Raw genomic sequence first — 19,662 nt, 5'->3', positions numbered from 1 at the left:
TTGCCACATATACTGTACCAGTGGTACACTACCAGTAAGAACAAAGAAGGAGGAACACCATGAAACCGCAACTAGTCAACTCAACTCGAACACTTCTCCCATTCACGGTGGCACTCATCGCAGGCATGACAATCATCCAAATCATCATCGTCTTCACCCCAGGAGGACCCGGAGTCTTGGGGGCCCTCCTCACCGCAGCCGTGGCCATCGGGTGCATGCTCTGGCAATGGCACAACATCAAGACAATTGCAAAAATCCGGTTCGGTAAAGCTATCGTCCATGCAGTGATGTTCGGGACCATCACAACGTCATTTAATTTGCACGCGCTGATACATTTCGCAATCGCAATGCGCGCCGGTGACGCTACTTCGGTAGCCCAAGAGTTCTTCACAACGTCGTGGGTTGGCGCAACACTGTGCATGAGCGCACTGTGGGGAGCAGGCTTCGTCGCTTCGCTAATCGGGGCCATTGCACAGCGAGGCTGGGAGGACTGACCTATGGCACCCAATCATCAGCCCGAACTAGACGAATGGTTGGAGCACAAAGTGTCATCCTGGGTCGAAACGTACAAGAAAGCGATGCTCACACCCACCGTTCTCGCCATACTCGAGGCCCACGAAACCCTCACAGTTCAAGAACTCAACTCCCACATCGAGGTGGATATAGGCTGGCAACTCACCGAACGCGGACTCTACCGCACTATCAAACGCCTCGAGGACAGTGAGTTCCTGTCTGTTACCAGCGAAGAAGCACCCCGCACGGGAGCCAAACGAAAAGTCATTTCGCTTTCTCCCCTCGGTTCACGCATGCTCGCTGGTGTCCGGCAAAACCTCGTCCAGTTACCTTCATAAAACCACCCCGAGGTGTCCTGCGAAACTGCAGGACACCTCGGGTATTTCTGTGGAAGGTTTGGCTACACGAGGTCGAAGTCTTCGAGCACGCTCGTCACCAGTGCCGCGATCGCGGAACGCTCCGAACGGGTCAGGGTGATGTGCGCAAACAGCTTGTTACCTTTGAGCTTCTCGATGACGGCGGAGATACCGTCGTGACGACCCACCCGCAAGTTGTCACGCTGTGCTACATCGTGCGTGAGTACCACCCGGGAATTTTGCCCCAAGCGTGAAAGCACAGTGAGAAGGACGGTGCGTTCCAGCGACTGTGCCTCGTCGACAATGACGAACGCGTCGTGCAACGAGCGACCTCGAATGTGCGTAAGCGGGAGAACTTCCAACATGCCACGGTGCATCACCTCATCAATAACGTTGCGGGAGACCAGTGCTCCCAAAGTGTCGAAAACTGCTTCTGCCCACGGGTTCATCTTGTCTGACTCATCGCCGGGCAAGTACCCCAAGTTCTGACCACCAACGGCATACAGTGGCCTAAACACCATGATTTTTTCGTGCGTGCGGTCCTCCAGGACCGCTTGCAAACCGGCCATGAGAGCCATCGCCGACTTACCAGTTCCAGCACGCCCACCCAGGGACACGATGCCCACTTCTTCATCGGTGAGCATGTCCAACGCGATCCGCTGTTCAGCCGACCTTCCGTGGATCCCAAACACGTCACGGTCGCCACGAACCAGCTTGACCGTCCCCGTGCCAGCCTGCTCGTTGAGCGCTACCACGCGCCCCAAACCGGAACCACGCGGAGAGGACAAAACCAGCCCGGTATTTAACACCTCGGCGCCGGCAGCCTTAGTCTCAACGAAACCAGAGTCAAACAGCTGAGCCATTTCCGCCTCATCCAGCATGAGCTCGCTCAGACCCGTGTAACCGGAATCGACGGCCAATTCAGCCAAGTACGCTTCCGCAGCCAAACCAAGAGCAGACGCCTTCACACGCATAGGCACGTCCTTGGTCACAACAACCACCGAATGTCCTTCAGCCTGTAAATTACGCGCAACGGCAAGGATACGGGTGTCGTTCTCGGCGCGGTCGAAAGCCACCGGCAAACCAGACGCATCAACGTGATTGAGTTCGACACGCAACGTGCCACCTTCAGTACCAATCGGAATCGGCTCATCCAAACGGCCGAACTCCTCGCGCAACTCATCCAGCAACCCCAACGCTCGGCGCGCTGTGAAACCGAGTTCTGAATGATGCCGTTTCGCTTCCAACTCACCAACAACGATGAGCGGAATCACAACATCGTGCTCGTCGAAACGAAAGATCGCACGCGGGTCAGAAAGTAGAACAGAAGTATCGAGTACGTACGTGTGAACAGTGGTAGTCATGGGCTCCCCTGAACTCGTGTTCCAAGGTGCCCGACTCAATCCTTCCCCGACGAGGCTGACACCTCGGGTTGGTCCCTCACCAACTGTTTCCAACCTAACGTGAGAATCCATGCCCGAGGCGGGGCGCACCTCGGCGGGTCGGTGACGTTTAGATGAATGAGTTGTTAACTGGTTTATTTGCCGTAGCGGCGCTGTCTTTGGGAGTAGTCGCGTACGGCCCGCAAGAAGTCAGTCTTCCTGAATGCTGGCCAGTATGCCTCGCAGAAGAAGAATTCGGAGTATGCGCTTTGCCAGATGAGGAACCCGCTCAACCGTTGTTCTCCCGAGGATCGGATGATGAGGTCGGGGTCCGGCTGGCCCTTGGTGTACAGGTGTTCTGCCAGGCGTTCTTCCGTGAGCGCGTTAATGGCGGCTTCCATGCTGGTGCCCGCGGCGGACTCTGCCCGTAAATACGACTTGATCGCGTTCACGATTTCCTGGCGACCGCCATATCCCACAGCAACGTTGACGTGGACGCTGGGATGACCGCCCCGTGAGCTCTCTTGCGCGTTTTCCAACCTGGCGCGCAATGGCTGGGGAAGAACGCTCAAATCACCAACAAGGTTTACCGCGTACTTGTCGGACTGAGCGATCTGCTCAACCATGTCCGAAATGATGGCGACCAGGGTTTCAACTTCTTCCGGTGTGCGCTGCAGGTTTTCCCGTGACAGCACGTACAAGGTGACCACTTCGATGCCAATTTCATCGCACCAGCCCAGGAACTCAACGATCTTCTGGGCCCCGGCCCTGTGTCCCTGCTCGGTTGTGGCACCGAACTCCTTGGCCCACCTGCGGTTGCCATCGGTAATCACACCCACATGCCGTGGAATCCGGTCAGAAGGGGCGAGTTCGCGCACGATCTGACGGTTGTACAACCGGTACAGCCAGCCTGCGATTTGCCCGCGCACGCGCCCTCCTCTCACTCTCTACGGCTAGTTTATAGCCTGATTATGGACAGGGTCTGTGGCCCTGGGCCCACGGCCTAGAATGGAAGTATGGGCGCACATGACACACTCGATCCGGTTGAAGACAGAAAACTAGCAGCAGCGAATTCTCAACGCGTCCGCCGGTTGCGCAATTTGCGCGTCGACATCACCCGGTTCATGGAGATCCGCCCCAGTTGGCGCGGTTGGATTCACGCAGGAGCGTTTCCTTTGGCCGTCCTTGGCGGACTGGCCGCCGTCATTTTGTGCCCCACAGTCCTGTCACGTTTAGCCTCCGCGATTTTCGCCATCACAGGCATGATGCTCTTTGGCACATCCGCCATGTATCACAGGGGCTCGTGGCGTGTCCGCGTGCGCATCTTGTTGCGCCGGCTCGACCACGCAAATATTTTCCTCATCACGGCCGGAACGTACACACCACTTGCCGTGTTGCTGTTGGACCCGCCAGCGTCGTGGTGGCTTTTGGGCATCATTTGGACAGGCGCCATCTTGGGCGTGATTTTCCGCCTCATCTGGATCAGTGCCCCTCGCTGGCTTTTCGTCCCTGTCTACATTGGCATTGGAATCGCCGGAATTGGTTTCATCCCGTCCATGTGGATGCACAATCTGGCCGCAGGAATCCTCATTGTGATCGGAGGGGCTTCCTACATTACAGGCGCAGTCATTTACGGTTTGAAGCGCCCCAACCCGTTCCCAGCGCAGTTCGGTTTCCACGAAATTTTCCACACTGCAACCGTGATTGGTTACGGGTGCCACTTGGCAGCGATCCTCGTATCAGCGGTGGCGGCCTACTAAGGCGTCGTTTGTGTGGGCTCCACGTGTTGGGGCTCAGTGAAGGGCCGCCGAGGTCGTTCCCGACTAGGATTCGTCCTTCTGGTTGCGCTGTTTTTGCTCCAGGATCGATTCTGCTTCTTCACGCGATTGACGCGGGTCCACACGAACGGGCAAAACGTTGGACTCAACGGCACCGTCACGGGCACGAATCTTCCGCACTTTGCGCGCAGCGAGGTTTGCCAGCACGACCCCTGCAATGACAACTGCGAGCGTGACGAGGAACCCGATAGTCCCAGGCGTCACGAGCTCTTCGTCTGGAATGGGTGCTTGCGAGGGTGGAGCAGTCGCTACCCACAGAGCGATGGCGGCCATTGTCATGACTGTTCTCCTGAACGTTGGGCGCACGCTCTCTTCAGTTCGTCGTCGCCCACGACCGTACCGTCTTCTTGGGTGACTCCTGCGAAGAGATCGCTTTCGGCAAAGTCAGTGCGGGGGTCGAGGTCTCGCCCGGTGTTATCGACTGCGAGCTCAAACTCCTCTGTTGGCCAGTACTCCGAGGCGAGTTTGCGGATGTCAGAGAAGAACCCACCGTTGGGGTCGATTTGAGTTGCGTGGGCCAAGAGCGCCCGGCGCGCTGTATCCATGAATTCTTGCGATTCGATGCGCGCGGTCAGCCAAGTTTCCCTGCCGGGGCGTTCTTGGTACTTCTTGACCATGCCTTCTAAGGGCGATTCCAGTCCTTTTTCCTCCAGCAGAGCGTGAACTCGCATCCACTTAGCTGGCGAAAGATCCTGGTTGTAATACACCTTTTGTACGTTCCACGGTTCACCCAGTTCCGGAAGTTCGGTTTGATCAGCGGCAGCTCGAACCGCTTCCATTGTCACGGTGTGCGTGTGGATGTGGTCCGGGTGTGGGTAGCCACCAAGTTCGTCATACGTGGTGATGACATGTGGCTTAAATCGACGAATGATGTTGACCAGGGGGCGTGCAGCCACGTGCGCAGGAACCCGATAGAAGCAGCCATGCGGCACTTGGGTTTCAAAGTCGCCTTCCGGAAGACCGGAATCGACAAAGCCGACCCACTGGTGTTCAGCCCCAAGAATTGAGGCCGCGTTGGCCATCTCACGGCGACGCAGTTCCGCAATGTCACGTTCTGCTGCCGGTGAGTCAGCTAAAGCAGGGTTGAGAATGTCGCCGGCTTCTCCCCCAGTCATGGTTGCAATCAGAACACGGGCACCCAGGGAAGTGTACAGAGCTGTTGTCGCAGCTCCCTTTGACGATTCGTCGTCTGGGTGCGCGTGAACGGCAAGCAGCCGGAGGCCCGAATACATGTATCCCCTTAGAGTTCTTTTCTGAAAGCAACTATCATAGATTAGTCCTTTTATCTCGCGTTTACGAAAGCTCCCATGGACTCACTTGGCATGGACTCACTTGACTCTCGCTACGGTCGCACGGCTCAGGGCAATAAGAAGCGCCCGCTGCTGTTCATGCTCGCTGGCGTCGTCATCGTCCTGATAGCTGGAGCCGCGTTTCTCGCGTTCAAACCACGCGCTCACCCGCACGCGCCTGAGACGTCAAACTTCACCGCTCATGACGCAGGGAACGCATCTGTAACTTTTTCTATCGTCCCTGACGCTGACCGGGACATTAAGTGCGCTGCGATTATTAAGAACCAGTACGAAGCAGTCGTGGGATATAAGGAAATCACGATCCCAGCTGACCCCCAGGCGAACTCCGCTTCTATGCACCACGACCGCGTTGACGTTCGCACTACACAAAAAGGCGCGCAAGGAAACGTGGAATCTTGCGTTTTTGTAGGGTAGACTAGCGGTTTAAATATATCCCGAGTTCCACCAAAGGAACCCGGGATATGTTTTGTTCCAGCTAGCCAAACGACCACTGGCGCAGCATAGAAAGGCACAATTATGACCGCGGAAAACACCGCAGACCAGACGTGGCTCACGCCCCAGGCTTTTGAGCGTCTCTCTAAGGAGCTCGAGCATCTGTCGGGTCCCGGTCGCACGGAAATTGCCGAGCGCATTGAAGCTGCTCGTGACGAAGGCGATCTGAAAGAAAACGGCGGATACCACGCAGCGCGTGAAGAGCAAGGAAAACTCGAAGCACGTATTCGCGAACTCGAGCACCTGCTTCAGAATGCGAACGTGAGCGAACCAGACGGCGACGAGTCAACCGTCACCCCCGGCAAGCTCGTCACTCTGAAAATGGGACGTCGCAAAATCGAGTTCCTCTTGGGTTCACGCGAAATCATTTCAGACGAAGACAAGATCGATGTCTTTTCTGAGAAGTCCCCGCTGGGCGCAGCTGTGAATGGCAAGAAGGTCGGCGACAAGGTGGAGTACGAAGCTCCTAATGGTCGCACGATCGAAGTCACCATCGAATCGGCAAAAGCTTACTGAGTCTGTCGTACGAAAAAGCCGTGGAACCTGCTTGGTTCCACGGCTTTTCGCATTCGTCGAACTTATGACTCAGACGAGGTTTTCGCGCGTTCCTTCGCCACTTGAGCTTCCACATGCTCTGACGTTGCTTTCTTGGCTTTCGTCAGCGCTTCACTGTCTCCTTTGAGATGAGCCAGCGCCTCATGAGCCTTCTTCATGTACTCGTCGTTCCCGCTGAGTGTAAGTACCACCGTGTTGAGCATGGCGACGAACGGAACCGCAAACAGGGCACCCGGGATACCGAACAGGACACCACCGCCGGTAACCGCCAGCACAACAGCCAGTGGGTGAACCGCAACGGCCTTACCCATGAGGAACGGTTGCAACACGTTTCCTTCCAACTGCTGCACCGCCACCACAACGATGAGCATGATGATGGCACTCACCAACCCCTTGGACACCAGCGCCACCAACACAGCGATTACACCTGTTAGCACGGCACCGACCAACGGGATGAACGAGGCCAAGAACACCAACACGGTCAACGGAAATGCCAACGGGATCCCCAGGACCAAGGCACCGATGCCAATACCTACCGCGTCAATTGCCGCTACCAGCACTTGAACGCGCACGTACTGCACGAGTGAGTTCCAACCGTTAACGGCTGCAGCCACCGACTTGGGCTGAGCCGGTTTTGGAAGCAACCGTACGAACCAGTTGAAAATGCGCCCGCCGTCAAACAGGAAGAAGAAGGAGGCAAACAGCGTGATCAGCAAGCCGGTAACAAAGTTCCCAATGCTCGAAGCTGCGCCCAGCGCTCCAGAAGCGATCTTGCCCTGTGACTTCTGAAGCCAGTCAAGCGCCTTGGTGTTGAACTCGTCCAGGTAACCCGTAATGACGGTGGAGTCGATACCAAACGGGTTGTTCTGAATAAACGCGTTCAGTTTGTTCACACCCAGAACGACCTGATGAGCAAGAGCGGGGAAACCTACGACGATTTGCTGACCCGTGAATGCAAGCAACCCCAAGACCACCAAAATGAAGCCAAGAAAAGTCGTCGCCACCGAGAGCGCATGTGGCCATTTGTGGCGGTCAAGAAAGCTCACAACCGGCGCCATCAGAGCGGCGAGCAACAACGCGATCAAGCACGGAAGCACCAAGATTGAGACTTTGGACAGTCCCCAAAACGCAACCGCAACAGCAGCGACAACGACAAGGAAACGCCAGCTCCATGCCGCTGCCAGCTTCAAACTTGGTGCAACGTACGGCGGCTTCTGGCTCTCTTCACGCGCCTCTTCAATTTCACGATCACTAAAGTCATCCAAACTGATGGCCTGAGTAGCCTGAGGTTCTTCTTCGCGAACGTTGTTCACGCTACGCAACCACTTCCCCAGAATGGGCTTTCGACGTCGCTTCGAGTTCATATGGAATAGCTTACCGGTGCTTTTATTCATAGACTCAAACCGATGAAGGCTTCCACCAAACTTCTTGTTGCATCGCTCTCGCTCCCCCTCATCGCTGGGGCGGGTGCAGCTGTGTTGCGCATGCAGTCAAACCGGATGCGTGACCTCTTCGAGCGCGACCTCAACCTGCCTGGCGAAGACATCGCCATGACGATCGGTCCAGACGACTCGTCAGCGGAAGCCGGAACGACCTCGGCGCCCTTAGACACTACTTCCGAAGACCTACCCGCCTTGGTGGTGGTTGGTGATTCGTGGATCGCGAAAATGGGCCGAGGTGCCCCGTCCCCAGCCGTCCTCATGGGCCGAGGTCTTTCTGCGTTGCTGGGTCAACGCGTCCGGGTGCGTGCCTGCACCCAGCCCGGGGCGCGAGGCGAAGAGATGAGCGAACACATTTCGGCAGTGTTGGCAGATTCGCGGATGCGCCGTTCGCGTTCGGGCTCATCGGGGCCACGTTTTGCGGTCATTTCGATGGGCTCAGCGGACATTGTTCGCCCCAGCGTGTACCGGAGTGGTGTGGCTGTTTTCAGCCGCGCTATTCACCGTTTGGAGCGTGAAGGCGGGTACCGGGTTGTGGTTCTCACGTGCCCTAACCTGGGTCTGCTTCCGGGAGTTCGGCGACCGTTGCGCACAATTCTCAGGCGGTCCTCTCGCGTTGTGTCAGGTTCGCAGTGGCTCATGGCGGTCAGTTCGCACGCGCTACCTATTTCCCTGAATGAGGTCTTGTCGGGAACGTCGCAGGTTGGGTTGCTTGCCGATTCGCGTCGCAACCCTTCTCCCCTGGGGTATAAGCAAATCGTGGCGGCCGTCCTGGCACGCATCGCAGCCGATCTCGATTCGCAAATTCTGTCCACTCCAGACTCTGAGGAGCATAAGTGAGCACCGTCGTCACCGTCCTTGCCTCCAGTTCACCCAGCAGGCTGTCACTTTTACGGCAGGCGGGAATCGAACCGGTTGTCATTCGCCCTGAAGTCGACGAGCACGCCGTGGTTGAGCGCGTTGCTCCGGGGTCGGTCGTCGAAGAAGTGGCGCTTCTGGCCCAGACCAAAGCCAGTGCCGTCATCGACGCCCTCGCCCAGGATCCGCATGAGGGGCTCATCGGTTCGGCAGACACGTGCGTTCTGATCGCGTGTGATTCGCTCCTTGAGTTAGACGGTAAAGCTGTGGGCAAGCCGGGTAACGCGCGGGCCACGACCGAGGTGTGGAAACGTTTGCGTGGAAAGTCGGCTGTGCTTCACTCAGGACACTCAATAGTCCTGATGCGCCGAGGATCTTCGGGCTGGAGTCTTGTTGACCAGGAAGATGCAGTCGGCTCTACGACGATTCGCACCGCTCACATCAGCGACGATGAAATCGCAGCATACTGCGAAACGGGCGAACCATTCCACGTAGCTGGCGCCCTCACGATCGACGGGTACGGCTCTGCCTTTGTTGAATCGCTTGAAGGTGACCACACGAACGTCATTGGGCTGAGCATTCCGCTCGCTCGCACCCTAGTCACCAGGCTGGGTGTCTCCTGGCCAGATCTGTGGAAAATAACTCCCGCGTAGTTTTGTAGCGTTTCTACAAAAGATTTGGAGCTAGTAGCGAGCTCTCATAGATTTGCTTCGTCAGATTTTCGTGACGGGAGATTGAATGAGCGCCCAGTTTTCAAAGGTTCTTATCGCTAACCGCGGTGAGATCGCACTACGCATCGTTCGTGCATGCCGTGACCTTGGACTGCAGTCGGTTGCCGTATACACCAGTGCTGAGTCCAACGCCGATTTCGTCCGGTTCGCCGATGACGCGTGGCTCCTCCCGGGAACGGGCGCGGCCACGACGTACCTGGACATGCGGGCGCTTATCGACATTGCTCACCGCGCCGGCGCTCAAGCCATCCATCCCGGATACGGTTACCTTGCCGAAAGCCCTGAGTTCGCACGTGCCGTGACCGAGGCCGGACTCACGTGGATCGGGCCCGCTCCAGAGGCGTTGGAAGCGTTGGGCGACAAGGCTGGAGCTCGCGCTGTTGCCGACGCCGTTGGAGCTCCTACCACGCCAGGATCAGGGCGTGCGGTCAAAGACATTGAAGACGCGCTCAACATTGCCGACACAATCGGTTACCCAGTCGCCGTCAAGGCTGTTCACGGCGGCGGTGGACGCGGATTCCGCACTGCCGCTAACCGAGAAGACCTTCCAACGGCTCTCGAGTCCGCCAGCCGCGAAGCGGTTGCGGCCTTTGGCCGTGGCGAATGCCTGCTGGAAAAGCAGATTGTGCGACCACGCCACATTGAAACCCAGTGCTTGGCTGACTCACACGGCAACGTCGTCGTGGTTTCGACCCGCGACTGCTCACTCCAGCGTCGTCACCAGAAAGTCGTTGAAGAAGCCCCAGCCCCGTTCCTGACAGATGAACAGAACCAGATTCTGGTTGACGCCTCCCAGAAGATTCTGTCCCATGTGGGATACGTTGGCGCTGCCACGTGTGAATTCCTTTTGGGCCAAGACGGCACCATCACCTTCATGGAAGCAAATGCCCGCATTCAGGTTGAGCACACGATCACGGAAGAAGTCACCGGGGTTGACCTGGTGGCGTGGCAGCTGAAAATTGCCCGCGGCGACGAACTGCCTTCGTCCATGCCCGCCCCACGTGGCCACGCTTTCCAGTTCCGCATCAACGCCGAAAACCCTGCTAACCGTTTCATTCCAGCTACCGGTCGCATCGTTGAGCTCCACGAACCAGCTGGGCCCGGTATTCGCATGGACTCCGGGGTCAAGGAAGGCACAACGGTAGGCACCGACTTCGACCCCATGCTTGCCAAGCTGATCGTGACAGGTGAAGACCGCGAACAGGCTCTTGCACGGGCTCGACGCGCACTGGACGAATACATTCTCAACGGCGTAGCCACGCTACTCCCCCTGCACCGCGAACTCGTGCGGACACCAGCGTTCACCACCGATTTTTCGGTGTACACACTGTGGCTGGAACAAGAGTTCATGCCATCGTTCTCAGCGCCGCAAGAACTCACGGCAGAGACCAGCCCTGAAGACACCACCACCGACGTTGTGGTGGAAGTCGACGGTCACCGCCTCACCGTGAAGGTCCCTGCGAGTCTCACAACCGGTGGACAACAGACCAAGGTGAAACCACCTCGGCGACGGAAAACCAGCCGAGTTTCTGCAGACTCAGGTGACCTGACCGCTCCCATGCAGGGCACGATTGTGACTGTGGACGTTCAGCCCGGTGACACCGTCAATGAAGGTGACCGTTTGGCAGTAATCGAAGCCATGAAGATGGAACAGCCGCTCACCGCCACGCGCACCGCCACTGTAAGCGAAGTATGCGTGGAAGCCGGTTCGGCAGTGAAGTCCGGAACGCCTCTGGTGAAGTTCCAGTAGGCACAAACAAAAGGTGGGGCTCGGAGTCATTCCGAGCCCCACCCTTTGTTTGTGGCCTTTAGTCGCGGAATTCGCGACGGTGGTGCAAACGACGTGCCGCTTCTGACAGCGAACCACTCACCGACGGGTACACCATAAACGTGGACGACAACTGATCCACCGTCAACCGGTTTTCAACAGCCAACGCAAGTGGGGTGATGAGTTCGCTCGCCTTAGGACCAACGACAACACCGCCCAGTACCGAACCGGATCCGCGGCGTGCAAACACCTTGATGAATCCTTCTTCGTTGCCCTGCATCTTGGCGCGTGGGTTCGTCGCCAGCGACACCATTGACCATTCGACGTCGTGCCCCGAGGTCGCAAGATCAGCCTGGGTGAACCCGACTGTTGCGATTTCAGGGGCCGTGAAGACGTTTGAGGCCACATTGCGCAGTTTCAGAGGAGCAACCGCATCACCCAAGGCGTGCGACATGGCGATGCGTCCCTGCATAGCAGCAACGGATGCCAATGGGAACACGCTGGTGCAGTCACCGGCCGCGTAGATTCCCGGGACCGAGGTGCGAGAAACCCCGTCTACCACGATGTGTCCACTGTCCTCAACGTGGACCCCGGCTTCTTCCAGTCCCAAGTCGGCCGTGTTCGGGATCGAACCCACAGCCATAAGACAGTGGCTGGCGCGAACCTTACGACCGTCGGCCAAAACCACCTCGACACCGTCTTCAGTGCGCGTCACCGAGTCGGCACGCGAACGCGACAACACGTTCATTCCACGGCGACGGAAAGCCGACTCAATCACCTCGGCGGCGTCTTCATCCTGCCCCGGAAGCACACGGTCACGGCTGGACACCAGCGTCACCTCGCTACCCAGGGCCTTGTACGCGGAAGCGAACTCAGCACCAGTCACACCTGAACCCACCACGACCAAGTGTTCAGGCAGTTCCTGCAAGTCGTACAGCTGAGTCCACGAAAGAATCCGCTCACCGTCCGGCATTGCCGACGGAAGCTCACGCGGGTGCGCACCCACAGCCAGCAGGATGGTGTCGGCAGTGAGTTCATACTCAGTGCCGTTGTTTTCCTTCACATGGACTTCAGAATCACTCGTGAGGCGGCCTTCACCGGAAATCACCTTCACACCTTCGGACACCAGCGAGTCATGAATATCGCTCGCCTGCGCATTGGCCAGCTTCATAATGCGGCGGTTCATAGCAGCGAGGTCAACCCACACTTGGCCATTCTGGTCGGTCTCTCCGTCGCCCACTCGCAACCCAAGTTGCGAGGACTCGGTGAAGTCAACCATGACCTCGGCGGTTGCAATCAAGGACTTAGACGGCACCACGTCAGTGAGAACAGCCGAACCACCCGTGTGGTTCTTCTCGATGAGCATGACGTCGGCACCAGAACGAGCGGCAACCAGAGCGGCCTCGTACCCGCCCGGGCCTCCACCAATAATGACGACACGGTTTTGCGAGGGGTCAAGAACGTTTTTCACGTCTCCATTGTGTCAGTCAATGTGACTATTCCAAAGAGCAGGGCTACTCTTAAAGAGTCGAAGGCGATTCAAAGGCACGCTTGGGCATTATGCGCAAGAGTTTTGTGCTGTCAGAAATTTCACACCACGGACCCCTTGTATCAAACTTGCCATTGTGTGAATCTTAGGTTAATCGAAATTTTCTTCCCGTCCCGTGCACGCCGATCCATTCGCACTATGCACGTGGAAAACCTGAGAAAGGACACCATGGACTGGCGTCACCGTGCAGCTTGCCTCAACGAGGACCCCGAACTTTTCTTTCCCATCGGCAACACCGGCCCAGCCCTCCTCCAAATCGAAGAAGCCAAAAGCGTATGCCACCGTTGTGAGGTTGCAGAAACGTGCCTCCAGTGGGCGCTTGAAACAGGACAAGACGCCGGCGTCTGGGGTGGCTTGAGCGAAGACGAACGTCGCGCACTCAAGCGTCGCGCAGCCCGCGCACGTCGCGCGGGCTAACGACACCGAGCGGGCGTGCTTTAGGTTCCCGACCTCAGCGGGAAGTCCAGAACCACCTCGGTACCTCCACCTTCACGTGGGCGCCACTCAATCGTTCCATCCAAATCAGTTGTGACTAGAGTCTTCACGATCTGAGTACCCAAACCGGTTCCCGGAACCGCATTGTCGCCGATTCCGATTCCGTTATCTGCAATGACGACTTCAAGCCGGCCTTCGTACCTGCGGGAACGGATCCACACATTTCCATGAACAGGCTCATCATCTGCCTCAGCAACGAACCCATGCTCGATAGCGTTCGTGACAAGTTCGGTCACAGCCAAAGCTAGCGACGTAGCATCAGCAGAGGAAATCGTTCCTATTTGGCCGTCCTGCTCAAGCTCAATGTGTTTGTTTGGGTTCGCCAAAGACGGCCCCAAACGCACGCCCTTGCTAATCACTTCGTCGAAATCGACCTCGGGATCCACACCCTGGCTCAGAACGTCATGCACAACGGCAATCACCGAAACTCTGCGCATCGCTTCTTCCAAAGCCGACTGCGCAGCCGGTGACTCAACCCTGCGTTTCTGCAACCGCAAAAGTGCGGACACGGTTTGGAGGTTGTTCTTCACCCGGTGGTGCATTTCCCGGATCATTGTGTCTCGCGACAACAGATCCCGCTCGCGCCGGCGAATCTCAGAAATATCCCGGACCAGCAAGAGCGCCCCAGTTCGGTACTCTCCACGACGGAACGGAATGGACCGCAGGGCCACTGAAACCTTCTTCGACTCCAATTCCGTTCGCCAAGCAGCGCGCCCAGTGAGAACCAGAGGAAGGATCTCGTCAACCGGTCGAAGCTTCGACAACAGGTCCGACATCAGTTCCGCAAGATACCGCCCCTCAATCTCGCCCTTGTAGCCCAGGCGGTACAAGACCGAAATCGCGTTGGGTGACGCATACCGGACGCGCCCTTCACGGTTCAGCACGAGCATGCCATCACCCACGCGAGGCTCACCACGACGCACACCGGAAGGGGCCTCCATGTCAGGGAAATACCCTTCAGCGATCATCGACAAGAGCATCACTCCTGCCGAACGATAATTACGCTCCATCCGCGAGTAGTTAGCCTTGCGTTCCACATCCGAATGGATGGTGAGGACCGCAATTACGCGACCGTCGCGCACAACTGGAACGGCCTCGGCCCCTTGCAGCAAACCGTCTTTGGCAGTCGACTGGCAGGTTTTCGCATTGTCCATCGCTTCGGAAATCAATGCCTGCTCGTCATCGTTAGCCATCGTGCCGATCTCGTCGTGCGGGTACACGGTGGATCCCGTGTTAGGCCGGCAATGCGCCACCACAGTGAACTCTTTGTCCACTTTCACCCACAAGACGAGGTCGGCAAAGGCGAGGTCAGCGATCATCTGCCAGTCTTCGACCAGCCGATGCAACCACTCGATGTCGTCTTCGTCAGTGAATCCCTTGCTGGTCAGCAGATCAGCAAACGCGCTCATCAACTAGTCCAGCTGAGATTGGTACACGGTCGAACGCACCAGCGAACGGATCATCCGCAACAGCACTGACAAAGGCGCTTGGTCAACATGTTCAAGCGACAAGACCTCATCAGCCGTTTCTCGAACCTTCCGCAAGGACGTTTCGTTGTGAACCTGCCATTGAGCAAGTCGATCGTCGGAACGATCCTGAGCGGTGGCCTTATCCGACTGCGTGGAGCCCAGAACTGCATCCACGATCGCAGCGGTGGCCTGGTAATAGTCATCGCGAAGCGCTCCGCGAGCCAGTGCGGTCCATCGCGACGAGCGATCCAGCGCACCGATGTTTTCCAAGATCTTGACTCCGTGGATCAGCTCAGTCACACCGAAGTAGATTTCGGCGATTTCATCCGCATCCGTCTCCGATGTTGCCGCAAGCTGAGCAACCGTGAGCAATGCGTACTCGTCGAGCATTCCCGCAGCACGGTACGACAAGTCGGTAGGGACACCGCGACGTACAAAGTCGCCGACGCGACCCTCGAGCTTGTCGCGGTCGCCTCCACGCACCAAGGTTGGAAGATGCGGACGTAGTTCTGTAATCGTTGGGCGGTAGCGCGCAATCTCGTCTTCGACCACGAAGAAGTCAGGAGCCTGGTTGACGAACCAGCGCGACGCACGGTCCAGCAGACGAATGTAGTTATTCTGCAGGGCAACTTGCGTAACAGTGTCAACCTTGTTGTCGAGTGCACAAATTTCCTGGAAGTGCTCCTCGAGGTCGAACACTTCACTCACCGTGGTAAACACACGAGCGATGTGCGGAATCGAGGCTCCGGTCTCTTCCACAAGGCGGAAGATATACGTCAAACCACCTCGGTCAACCATGCGGTTCACCAGGTGTGCTGTCGCAATTTCACGGAACAGCGGGTGCGATGTGAGCTGGTCGCCGTACTTCTCGGTCAGCGTCTGAGGGAAGTACTGCAACACATGCTTCTTCATAAACGGTTCGTCTGGAACATCCGATTCGAGAATCGCATCGGCCGCGTTCATCTTGACGTACGCAAGCAAAACAGCCAGTTCAGGCGAGGTGAGACCCACTCCGCGTTCTGACACGCGCTTGTTGAGTTCCTTGCTGGTTGGCAAGAACTCAACCGCCCTATCCAGGTGCTGGTTGCTTTCCAGGTACTTCATCAGGCGGCTCAGAGTACCGCTCAGACGAAGGCTGTTGCTCCGGGCCTCCCCCATCGCCACGTTCTGTGTGTAGTTGTTTGACAGAACCAGATCGGCGACTTCGTCAGACATCGACTCCAAGACGTCCACACGTTCGTCTGCAGGGAAATGCCCATGTTCAATCAGAGTGGACAACAACAGCTTGATGTTCACTTCGTGGTCGGAGGAGTCCACACCGGCCGAGTTGTCCACAGCGTCCGTGTTGATCTTCTGACCGTTCAACGCGGCTTCGATACGTCCCAACTGGGTAACACCCAGGTTCCCACCTTCGCCCACGACGCGGGCACGCAGGTCTGCTCCATTGACACGAACCAAGTCGTTCGCTTTGTCGCCCACCTGCGCGTGGGTTTCGTCTTGCGACTTGATGTACGTACCGATTCCGCCGTTGTACACGAGGTCAACTGGTGCGCACAGAATTGCACGAATCAGTTCAGGTGCCGTGTACGAACCTGCCCGCATTCCCAAAGCTTCAGCTGCTTCGGGCGACACTTCGATCGACTTCGCGGAACGCGAGAAAACCCCACCTCCGGCAGAAATCAAGTCGCGGTTGTAGTCCTGCCAGCTAGAGCGTGGCAATTCAAACAAGCGCTTGCGTTCCTGATACGACGTGGCCGCGTCAGGGTAAGGGTCGATGAAGATGTCACGGTGGTCGAACGCGGCAACCAAGCGAATGTGTTCGGAGCGCAACATACCGTTACCAAAAACGTCACCGCTCATGTCACCGATACCAACGGCCGTGAAGTCGTCGGTAGCAGTGTTGACACCCAGTTCACGGAAGTGACGTTCAACCGACTTCCACGCACCTCGGGACGTAATCGCCATCGCCTTGTGGTCGTAACCCGTGGAACCACCAGAAGCGAAAGCATCCTGCAACCAGAAGCCACGGTCAACAGCGATCCTGTTCGCAACATCCGAGAACCGCGCTGTACCCTTGTCCGCTGCGACCACCAGGTATGTGTCGTCTTCGTCGTAGCGAACCGTGCGCTCAGGGTACACGGTCTTTTGCTGGCCGTCTTCGACTACCAAGTTGTCTGTGACGTCCAGCAACGCGTTGATGAACACTTCATACGCAGCCTGTCCAGCTGCACCCCACGCTTCGCGATCCAGGGCTGGGTCCGGCAGACGCTTAGGGTAGAAACCGCCCTTAGCTCCCGTAGGCACAATGAGCGCGTTCTTAACCATCTGGGCCTTAACCAAGCCCAGGACTTCAGTGCGGAAGTCATCGCGCCTGTCCGACCAGCGCAGACCACCACGGGCCACGCGACCAAACCGCAAGTGAACACCTTCCACTTCCGGGGAGTACACGAACATTTCCAAAGCCGGACGAGGCTTGGGACTGAACTCGAGAAGCTCCGGCTTGATCTTGAAGACATTCGCCCGTCGAGGCTGCCCGTTCTCATCACGCTGGAACACATTGGTACGTACGGTAGCTGCGATCACCTCGGCGGTGGCACGCAAAATCCTGTCAGCGTCCAGGGAGGACACCTGCGCCAACGCTTCAAAGATTTCTTCTGTCTTGGTTTGGACCGCACTCTCACGGTCCCCCGTGAAGTCCGGGTCGAACTTAACGGTGAACAGCTCAACCAACAGACGTGAGATTTCCGGGTGGCTGGAGTAGACGTCACCCATGTTCTTTTCGGACAAGGAGAAGCCGCTCTGACGCAAGTAGTGCGAGAAACCACGCAACAACGCGACGTCTTGCCACGACAGACCAGCCACAATGAGCTTGTCCATGCGACCGTGCTCGCGCTTACCCTGCCAGCCCGCCTTGAACGCGTCCTCAAAGCGCTCAAAGTCAGACTCGGGAACGTCCTGCGGGAACTCCAGACCAAAGTCGTAAATGTACCTGCTGGTCCCGTCGGCAAGTTCCAGGTGGTACGGACGCTCATCAACGACCTCGGCACCCAAATTAGCCATGTACGGCAAGATGTCACTCAAGTTGGCTGGCTCAAAGCGGTATAGCGCCAGTCGAATGCGACGGCCGGACGAGCCTTTCGCGCGCGTGACGTGTACATACGGAGTTTCGTCGCTCTCCATTGCTTCGAAACGCTGAACGTCGGCAACCGCGTCGTGCGGAGTGAAGTCGTCCTGGTAGGACGGTGGGAAAGCCTGGCCCCACAGCCCACCTCGTTGTGCTACGGCGTGGCTCAAACGTTCTGACGATGGCGACAAGAATTCGTGTACATCTTCATTCCACGACCGCAAGGCTCCACGGATCCGATTCGATACCTGAGCTGGCGGAATGTCCGGCAACAAGTCCTTGGGGTTGACACGCACAACGAAGTGCAAGCGCGCAAGTGCCGAATCAGAGAGCAACACGTCAAAGTCGACACTGCTAGCCCTGTACAGTTCGCGAAGCACGTTTTCAACGCGAGTCCGAGACGCCGTGTCGTACAAGTCGCGTGGAACATAGACCAGGATGGACACGTAACGCTCGTAGGTGTCCCGACGCATAAACACAGAAGCTTCGCGCTTTTCCTGCAGGTTGACCACCGACATTGCAATGTCGAGGATCTCTTCCTTATCCGCGTGGAACATGTCGTCACGCGGATACGTTTCAAGGATCGACACCAGTTCGTCACCAGAGTGCGTGTTGCGTGAAATGCCGGATTCGCGCAGGATCCATTCACACTTTTCGCGCACAACTGGAATGGTCAGCACTGATGCCGTGTACATCGACGACGTGTACAGACCCACGAAGCGGCGTTCACCGATGATGCGACCGTTTTCGTCGAACATTTTGATACCCAGGTAGTCCAGGAATCCGCGACGAATCAGTTTGGAGCGTGAGTTCGCCTTTGTGAGCACCAGGACGTGACGGTCCGAGGCGTGTGACGCGACCGCACGCGACAGTGGCGACGCTTTTGGCTCACGCAGAGCGCTAATACCCCGGGCAGTTCCGGGAACCGGCTCAAGCGAGGTGGTTTCGCCGTTGTTTTCCAAGCGGTACTCGCGGTAACCCATGAACGCGAAGCGCCCGTCCAACCAGTCCAGAAGGTCCGCGGCTTGAGCGGCTTCCGAACGCAGGTCGATTCCCGGAGGCTGGTTGCGCAATTCTGCTGCGATTTCTTTGGCTTTGGCTGCCATGTCGTCGCGATCGCGGTCTGCAGCTTCGACAAACTCAAGAGTTTGCGAGATTTTTTCGCGCAACGCGCCGAACTCGGATTCCGGGATCGCATCAATTTCGATGTGGGTCCAGGACTCCAGTGTTTCGTCTTCTTTGGTGACGTCGGCGCTGATGATGGGAAGTACCGAGGTTGTTGTCTGGGTGGTGTGCGCCGTCCCCTGGGGGGCGATGATGCGGATGTCTTCACCCGACCGTGACGTGATGACCTGCGGGTGGTGAACTGCCCGCAGGGCGTATCCCTCTCCTGTGAGGTCTGAGGTCAGTGACGACAACAGGTAGCGCATGTCACGGACGACGATGTCAATAACGGTGCGACTACCGGAGTAGTCAGGGTCAGAGGACTCTGGGTTGTGAATGTCGATGACCGCTTGTTCACCGGTGTACTGTGCGGCTACTTCCCAGTGACGGACAGCTACGGCAGCGAGGGTTTTAGCCCCGTAGGTTTCGAAGTCCGAAGAAGCAATGCGCGGGTAGTAGGTTTCAAGCAGATTGGCGGGCGGGGTGTGCCCTGTCAATGAGTGCCATTCCTGGGCGATCTCGGCCGGGTAGACCTCGGTCACTTTTTCACCTCTTATGTAGGGTTGTTTCCACTTGTTCATCCTTGAACTTGTTTCTACCTTACGCCGAATGTGTGTCT

General features: G+C 57.3%; 17 protein-coding genes. 9 read left to right on the top strand and 8 right to left on the bottom strand.

Annotated elements, in window-relative coordinates:
• Positions 1-59 precede the first annotated feature (59 nt).
• Both MHX53_RS05465 and MHX53_RS05460 read left to right on the top strand, forming a co-directional pair.
• A complete protein-coding gene (locus MHX53_RS05465) occupies positions 60-494 on the top strand; it encodes a hypothetical protein (RefSeq protein ID WP_239271518.1) in 435 nt (144 codons plus the stop codon).
• Between the two features lie 3 nt (positions 495-497).
• The gene (locus MHX53_RS05460; RefSeq protein ID WP_239271517.1) at positions 498-851 is read left to right on the top strand and encodes a PadR family transcriptional regulator; all 354 of its coding nucleotides are present in this window, start codon (positions 498-500) and stop codon (positions 849-851) included.
• 62 nt (positions 852-913) lie between these two features.
• Here MHX53_RS05460 and MHX53_RS05455 read toward each other — a convergent pair whose 3' ends face one another.
• Together MHX53_RS05455 and MHX53_RS05450 are read right to left on the bottom strand one after the other, a co-directional pair.
• Positions 914-2,233 (bottom strand): PhoH family protein, encoded by a 1,320-nt coding sequence (locus MHX53_RS05455; RefSeq protein WP_204514632.1) that lies wholly within the window; start codon positions 2,231-2,233, stop codon positions 914-916.
• Between the two features lie 173 nt (positions 2,234-2,406).
• On the bottom strand, positions 2,407-3,180 hold the full coding sequence (locus tag MHX53_RS05450; protein ID WP_102237606.1) for an isoprenyl transferase: 774 nt from the start codon (positions 3,178-3,180) through the stop codon (positions 2,407-2,409).
• An 87-nt stretch (positions 3,181-3,267) separates the two neighbouring features.
• Here MHX53_RS05450 and MHX53_RS05445 point away from each other — a divergent pair, with 87 nt between their 5' ends.
• Positions 3,268-4,011 carry a hemolysin III family protein gene (locus MHX53_RS05445; protein WP_239271516.1) on the top strand — a complete coding sequence of 248 codons (744 nt, stop codon included), beginning with the start codon at positions 3,268-3,270 and terminating at the stop codon, positions 4,009-4,011.
• Between the two features lie 63 nt (positions 4,012-4,074).
• Here the strand turns inward: MHX53_RS05445 and MHX53_RS05440 are convergent, their stop codons facing one another.
• Both MHX53_RS05440 and mca read right to left on the bottom strand, forming a co-directional pair.
• Complete coding sequence (locus MHX53_RS05440; RefSeq protein WP_239271515.1) at positions 4,075-4,368, bottom strand: hypothetical protein; 294 nt, start codon at positions 4,366-4,368, stop codon at positions 4,075-4,077.
• On the bottom strand, positions 4,365-5,321 hold the full coding sequence (mca, locus tag MHX53_RS05435; protein ID WP_239271514.1) for a mycothiol conjugate amidase Mca: 957 nt from the start codon (positions 5,319-5,321) through the stop codon (positions 4,365-4,367). Before mca ends, MHX53_RS05440 begins: the two co-directional genes overlap by 4 nt.
• Positions 5,322-5,396: 75 nt before the next feature.
• Here mca and MHX53_RS05430 point away from each other — a divergent pair, with 75 nt between their 5' ends.
• The gene (locus MHX53_RS05430) at positions 5,397-5,813 is read left to right on the top strand and encodes a DUF4307 domain-containing protein (protein ID WP_239271513.1); all 417 of its coding nucleotides are present in this window, start codon (positions 5,397-5,399) and stop codon (positions 5,811-5,813) included.
• Positions 5,814-5,915: 102 nt separating this feature from the next.
• A complete protein-coding gene (gene greA / locus MHX53_RS05425; protein WP_239271512.1) occupies positions 5,916-6,407 on the top strand; it encodes a transcription elongation factor GreA in 492 nt (163 codons plus the stop codon).
• Between the two features lie 62 nt (positions 6,408-6,469).
• On the opposite strand, the gene MHX53_RS05420 is transcribed toward greA, so the two are convergent.
• Positions 6,470-7,810: an AI-2E family transporter gene (locus MHX53_RS05420; RefSeq protein ID WP_239271511.1), complete on the bottom strand. Its 1,341-nt coding sequence runs from the start codon at positions 7,808-7,810 to the stop codon at positions 6,470-6,472.
• Between the two features lie 42 nt (positions 7,811-7,852).
• Between MHX53_RS05420 and MHX53_RS05415 the strand changes: the two genes are divergently transcribed.
• The 3 genes from MHX53_RS05415 (at position 7,853) to MHX53_RS05405 (ending at position 11,224) form a co-directional block, all read left to right on the top strand.
• Positions 7,853-8,725 carry an SGNH/GDSL hydrolase family protein gene (locus MHX53_RS05415; protein WP_239271510.1) on the top strand — a complete coding sequence of 291 codons (873 nt, stop codon included), beginning with the start codon at positions 7,853-7,855 and terminating at the stop codon, positions 8,723-8,725.
• Positions 8,722-9,396, top strand: a complete 675-nt coding sequence (locus MHX53_RS05410; RefSeq protein WP_239271509.1) for a Maf family protein — start codon at positions 8,722-8,724, stop codon at positions 9,394-9,396. The genes MHX53_RS05415 and MHX53_RS05410 overlap by 4 nt, the downstream gene beginning before the upstream one ends.
• A gap of 85 nt (positions 9,397-9,481) precedes the next feature.
• Complete coding sequence (locus tag MHX53_RS05405; RefSeq protein WP_239271508.1) at positions 9,482-11,224, top strand: biotin carboxylase N-terminal domain-containing protein; 1,743 nt, start codon at positions 9,482-9,484, stop codon at positions 11,222-11,224.
• 58 nt (positions 11,225-11,282) lie between these two features.
• Here the strand turns inward: MHX53_RS05405 and MHX53_RS05400 are convergent, their stop codons facing one another.
• Positions 11,283-12,713, bottom strand: a complete 1,431-nt coding sequence (locus MHX53_RS05400; RefSeq protein ID WP_239271507.1) for an NAD(P)H-quinone dehydrogenase — start codon at positions 12,711-12,713, stop codon at positions 11,283-11,285.
• A 246-nt stretch (positions 12,714-12,959) separates the two neighbouring features.
• Between MHX53_RS05400 and MHX53_RS05395 the strand changes: the two genes are divergently transcribed.
• Positions 12,960-13,208, top strand: coding sequence for a WhiB family transcriptional regulator (locus tag MHX53_RS05395; protein WP_040348529.1), 249 nt, complete (start codon positions 12,960-12,962; stop codon positions 13,206-13,208).
• Between the two features lie 20 nt (positions 13,209-13,228).
• On the opposite strand, the gene MHX53_RS05390 is transcribed toward MHX53_RS05395, so the two are convergent.
• Together MHX53_RS05390 and MHX53_RS05385 are read right to left on the bottom strand one after the other, a co-directional pair.
• Complete coding sequence (locus MHX53_RS05390) at positions 13,229-14,695, bottom strand: histidine kinase N-terminal domain-containing protein (RefSeq protein WP_239271506.1); 1,467 nt, start codon at positions 14,693-14,695, stop codon at positions 13,229-13,231.
• A gap of 3 nt (positions 14,696-14,698) precedes the next feature.
• Positions 14,699-19,585, bottom strand: coding sequence for an NAD-glutamate dehydrogenase (locus tag MHX53_RS05385; protein ID WP_239271505.1), 4,887 nt, complete (start codon positions 19,583-19,585; stop codon positions 14,699-14,701).
• Positions 19,586-19,662 lie beyond the last annotated feature (77 nt).

Origin of the sequence: Brevibacterium sp. ACRRH (assembly GCF_022346365.1) — a bacterium.
Classification (GTDB): domain Bacteria; phylum Actinomycetota; class Actinomycetes; order Actinomycetales; family Brevibacteriaceae; genus Brevibacterium; species Brevibacterium paucivorans.
The sequence above is the reverse complement of the archived record's forward strand: the minus strand, read 5'-3'. Positions and strand labels throughout refer to the sequence as shown.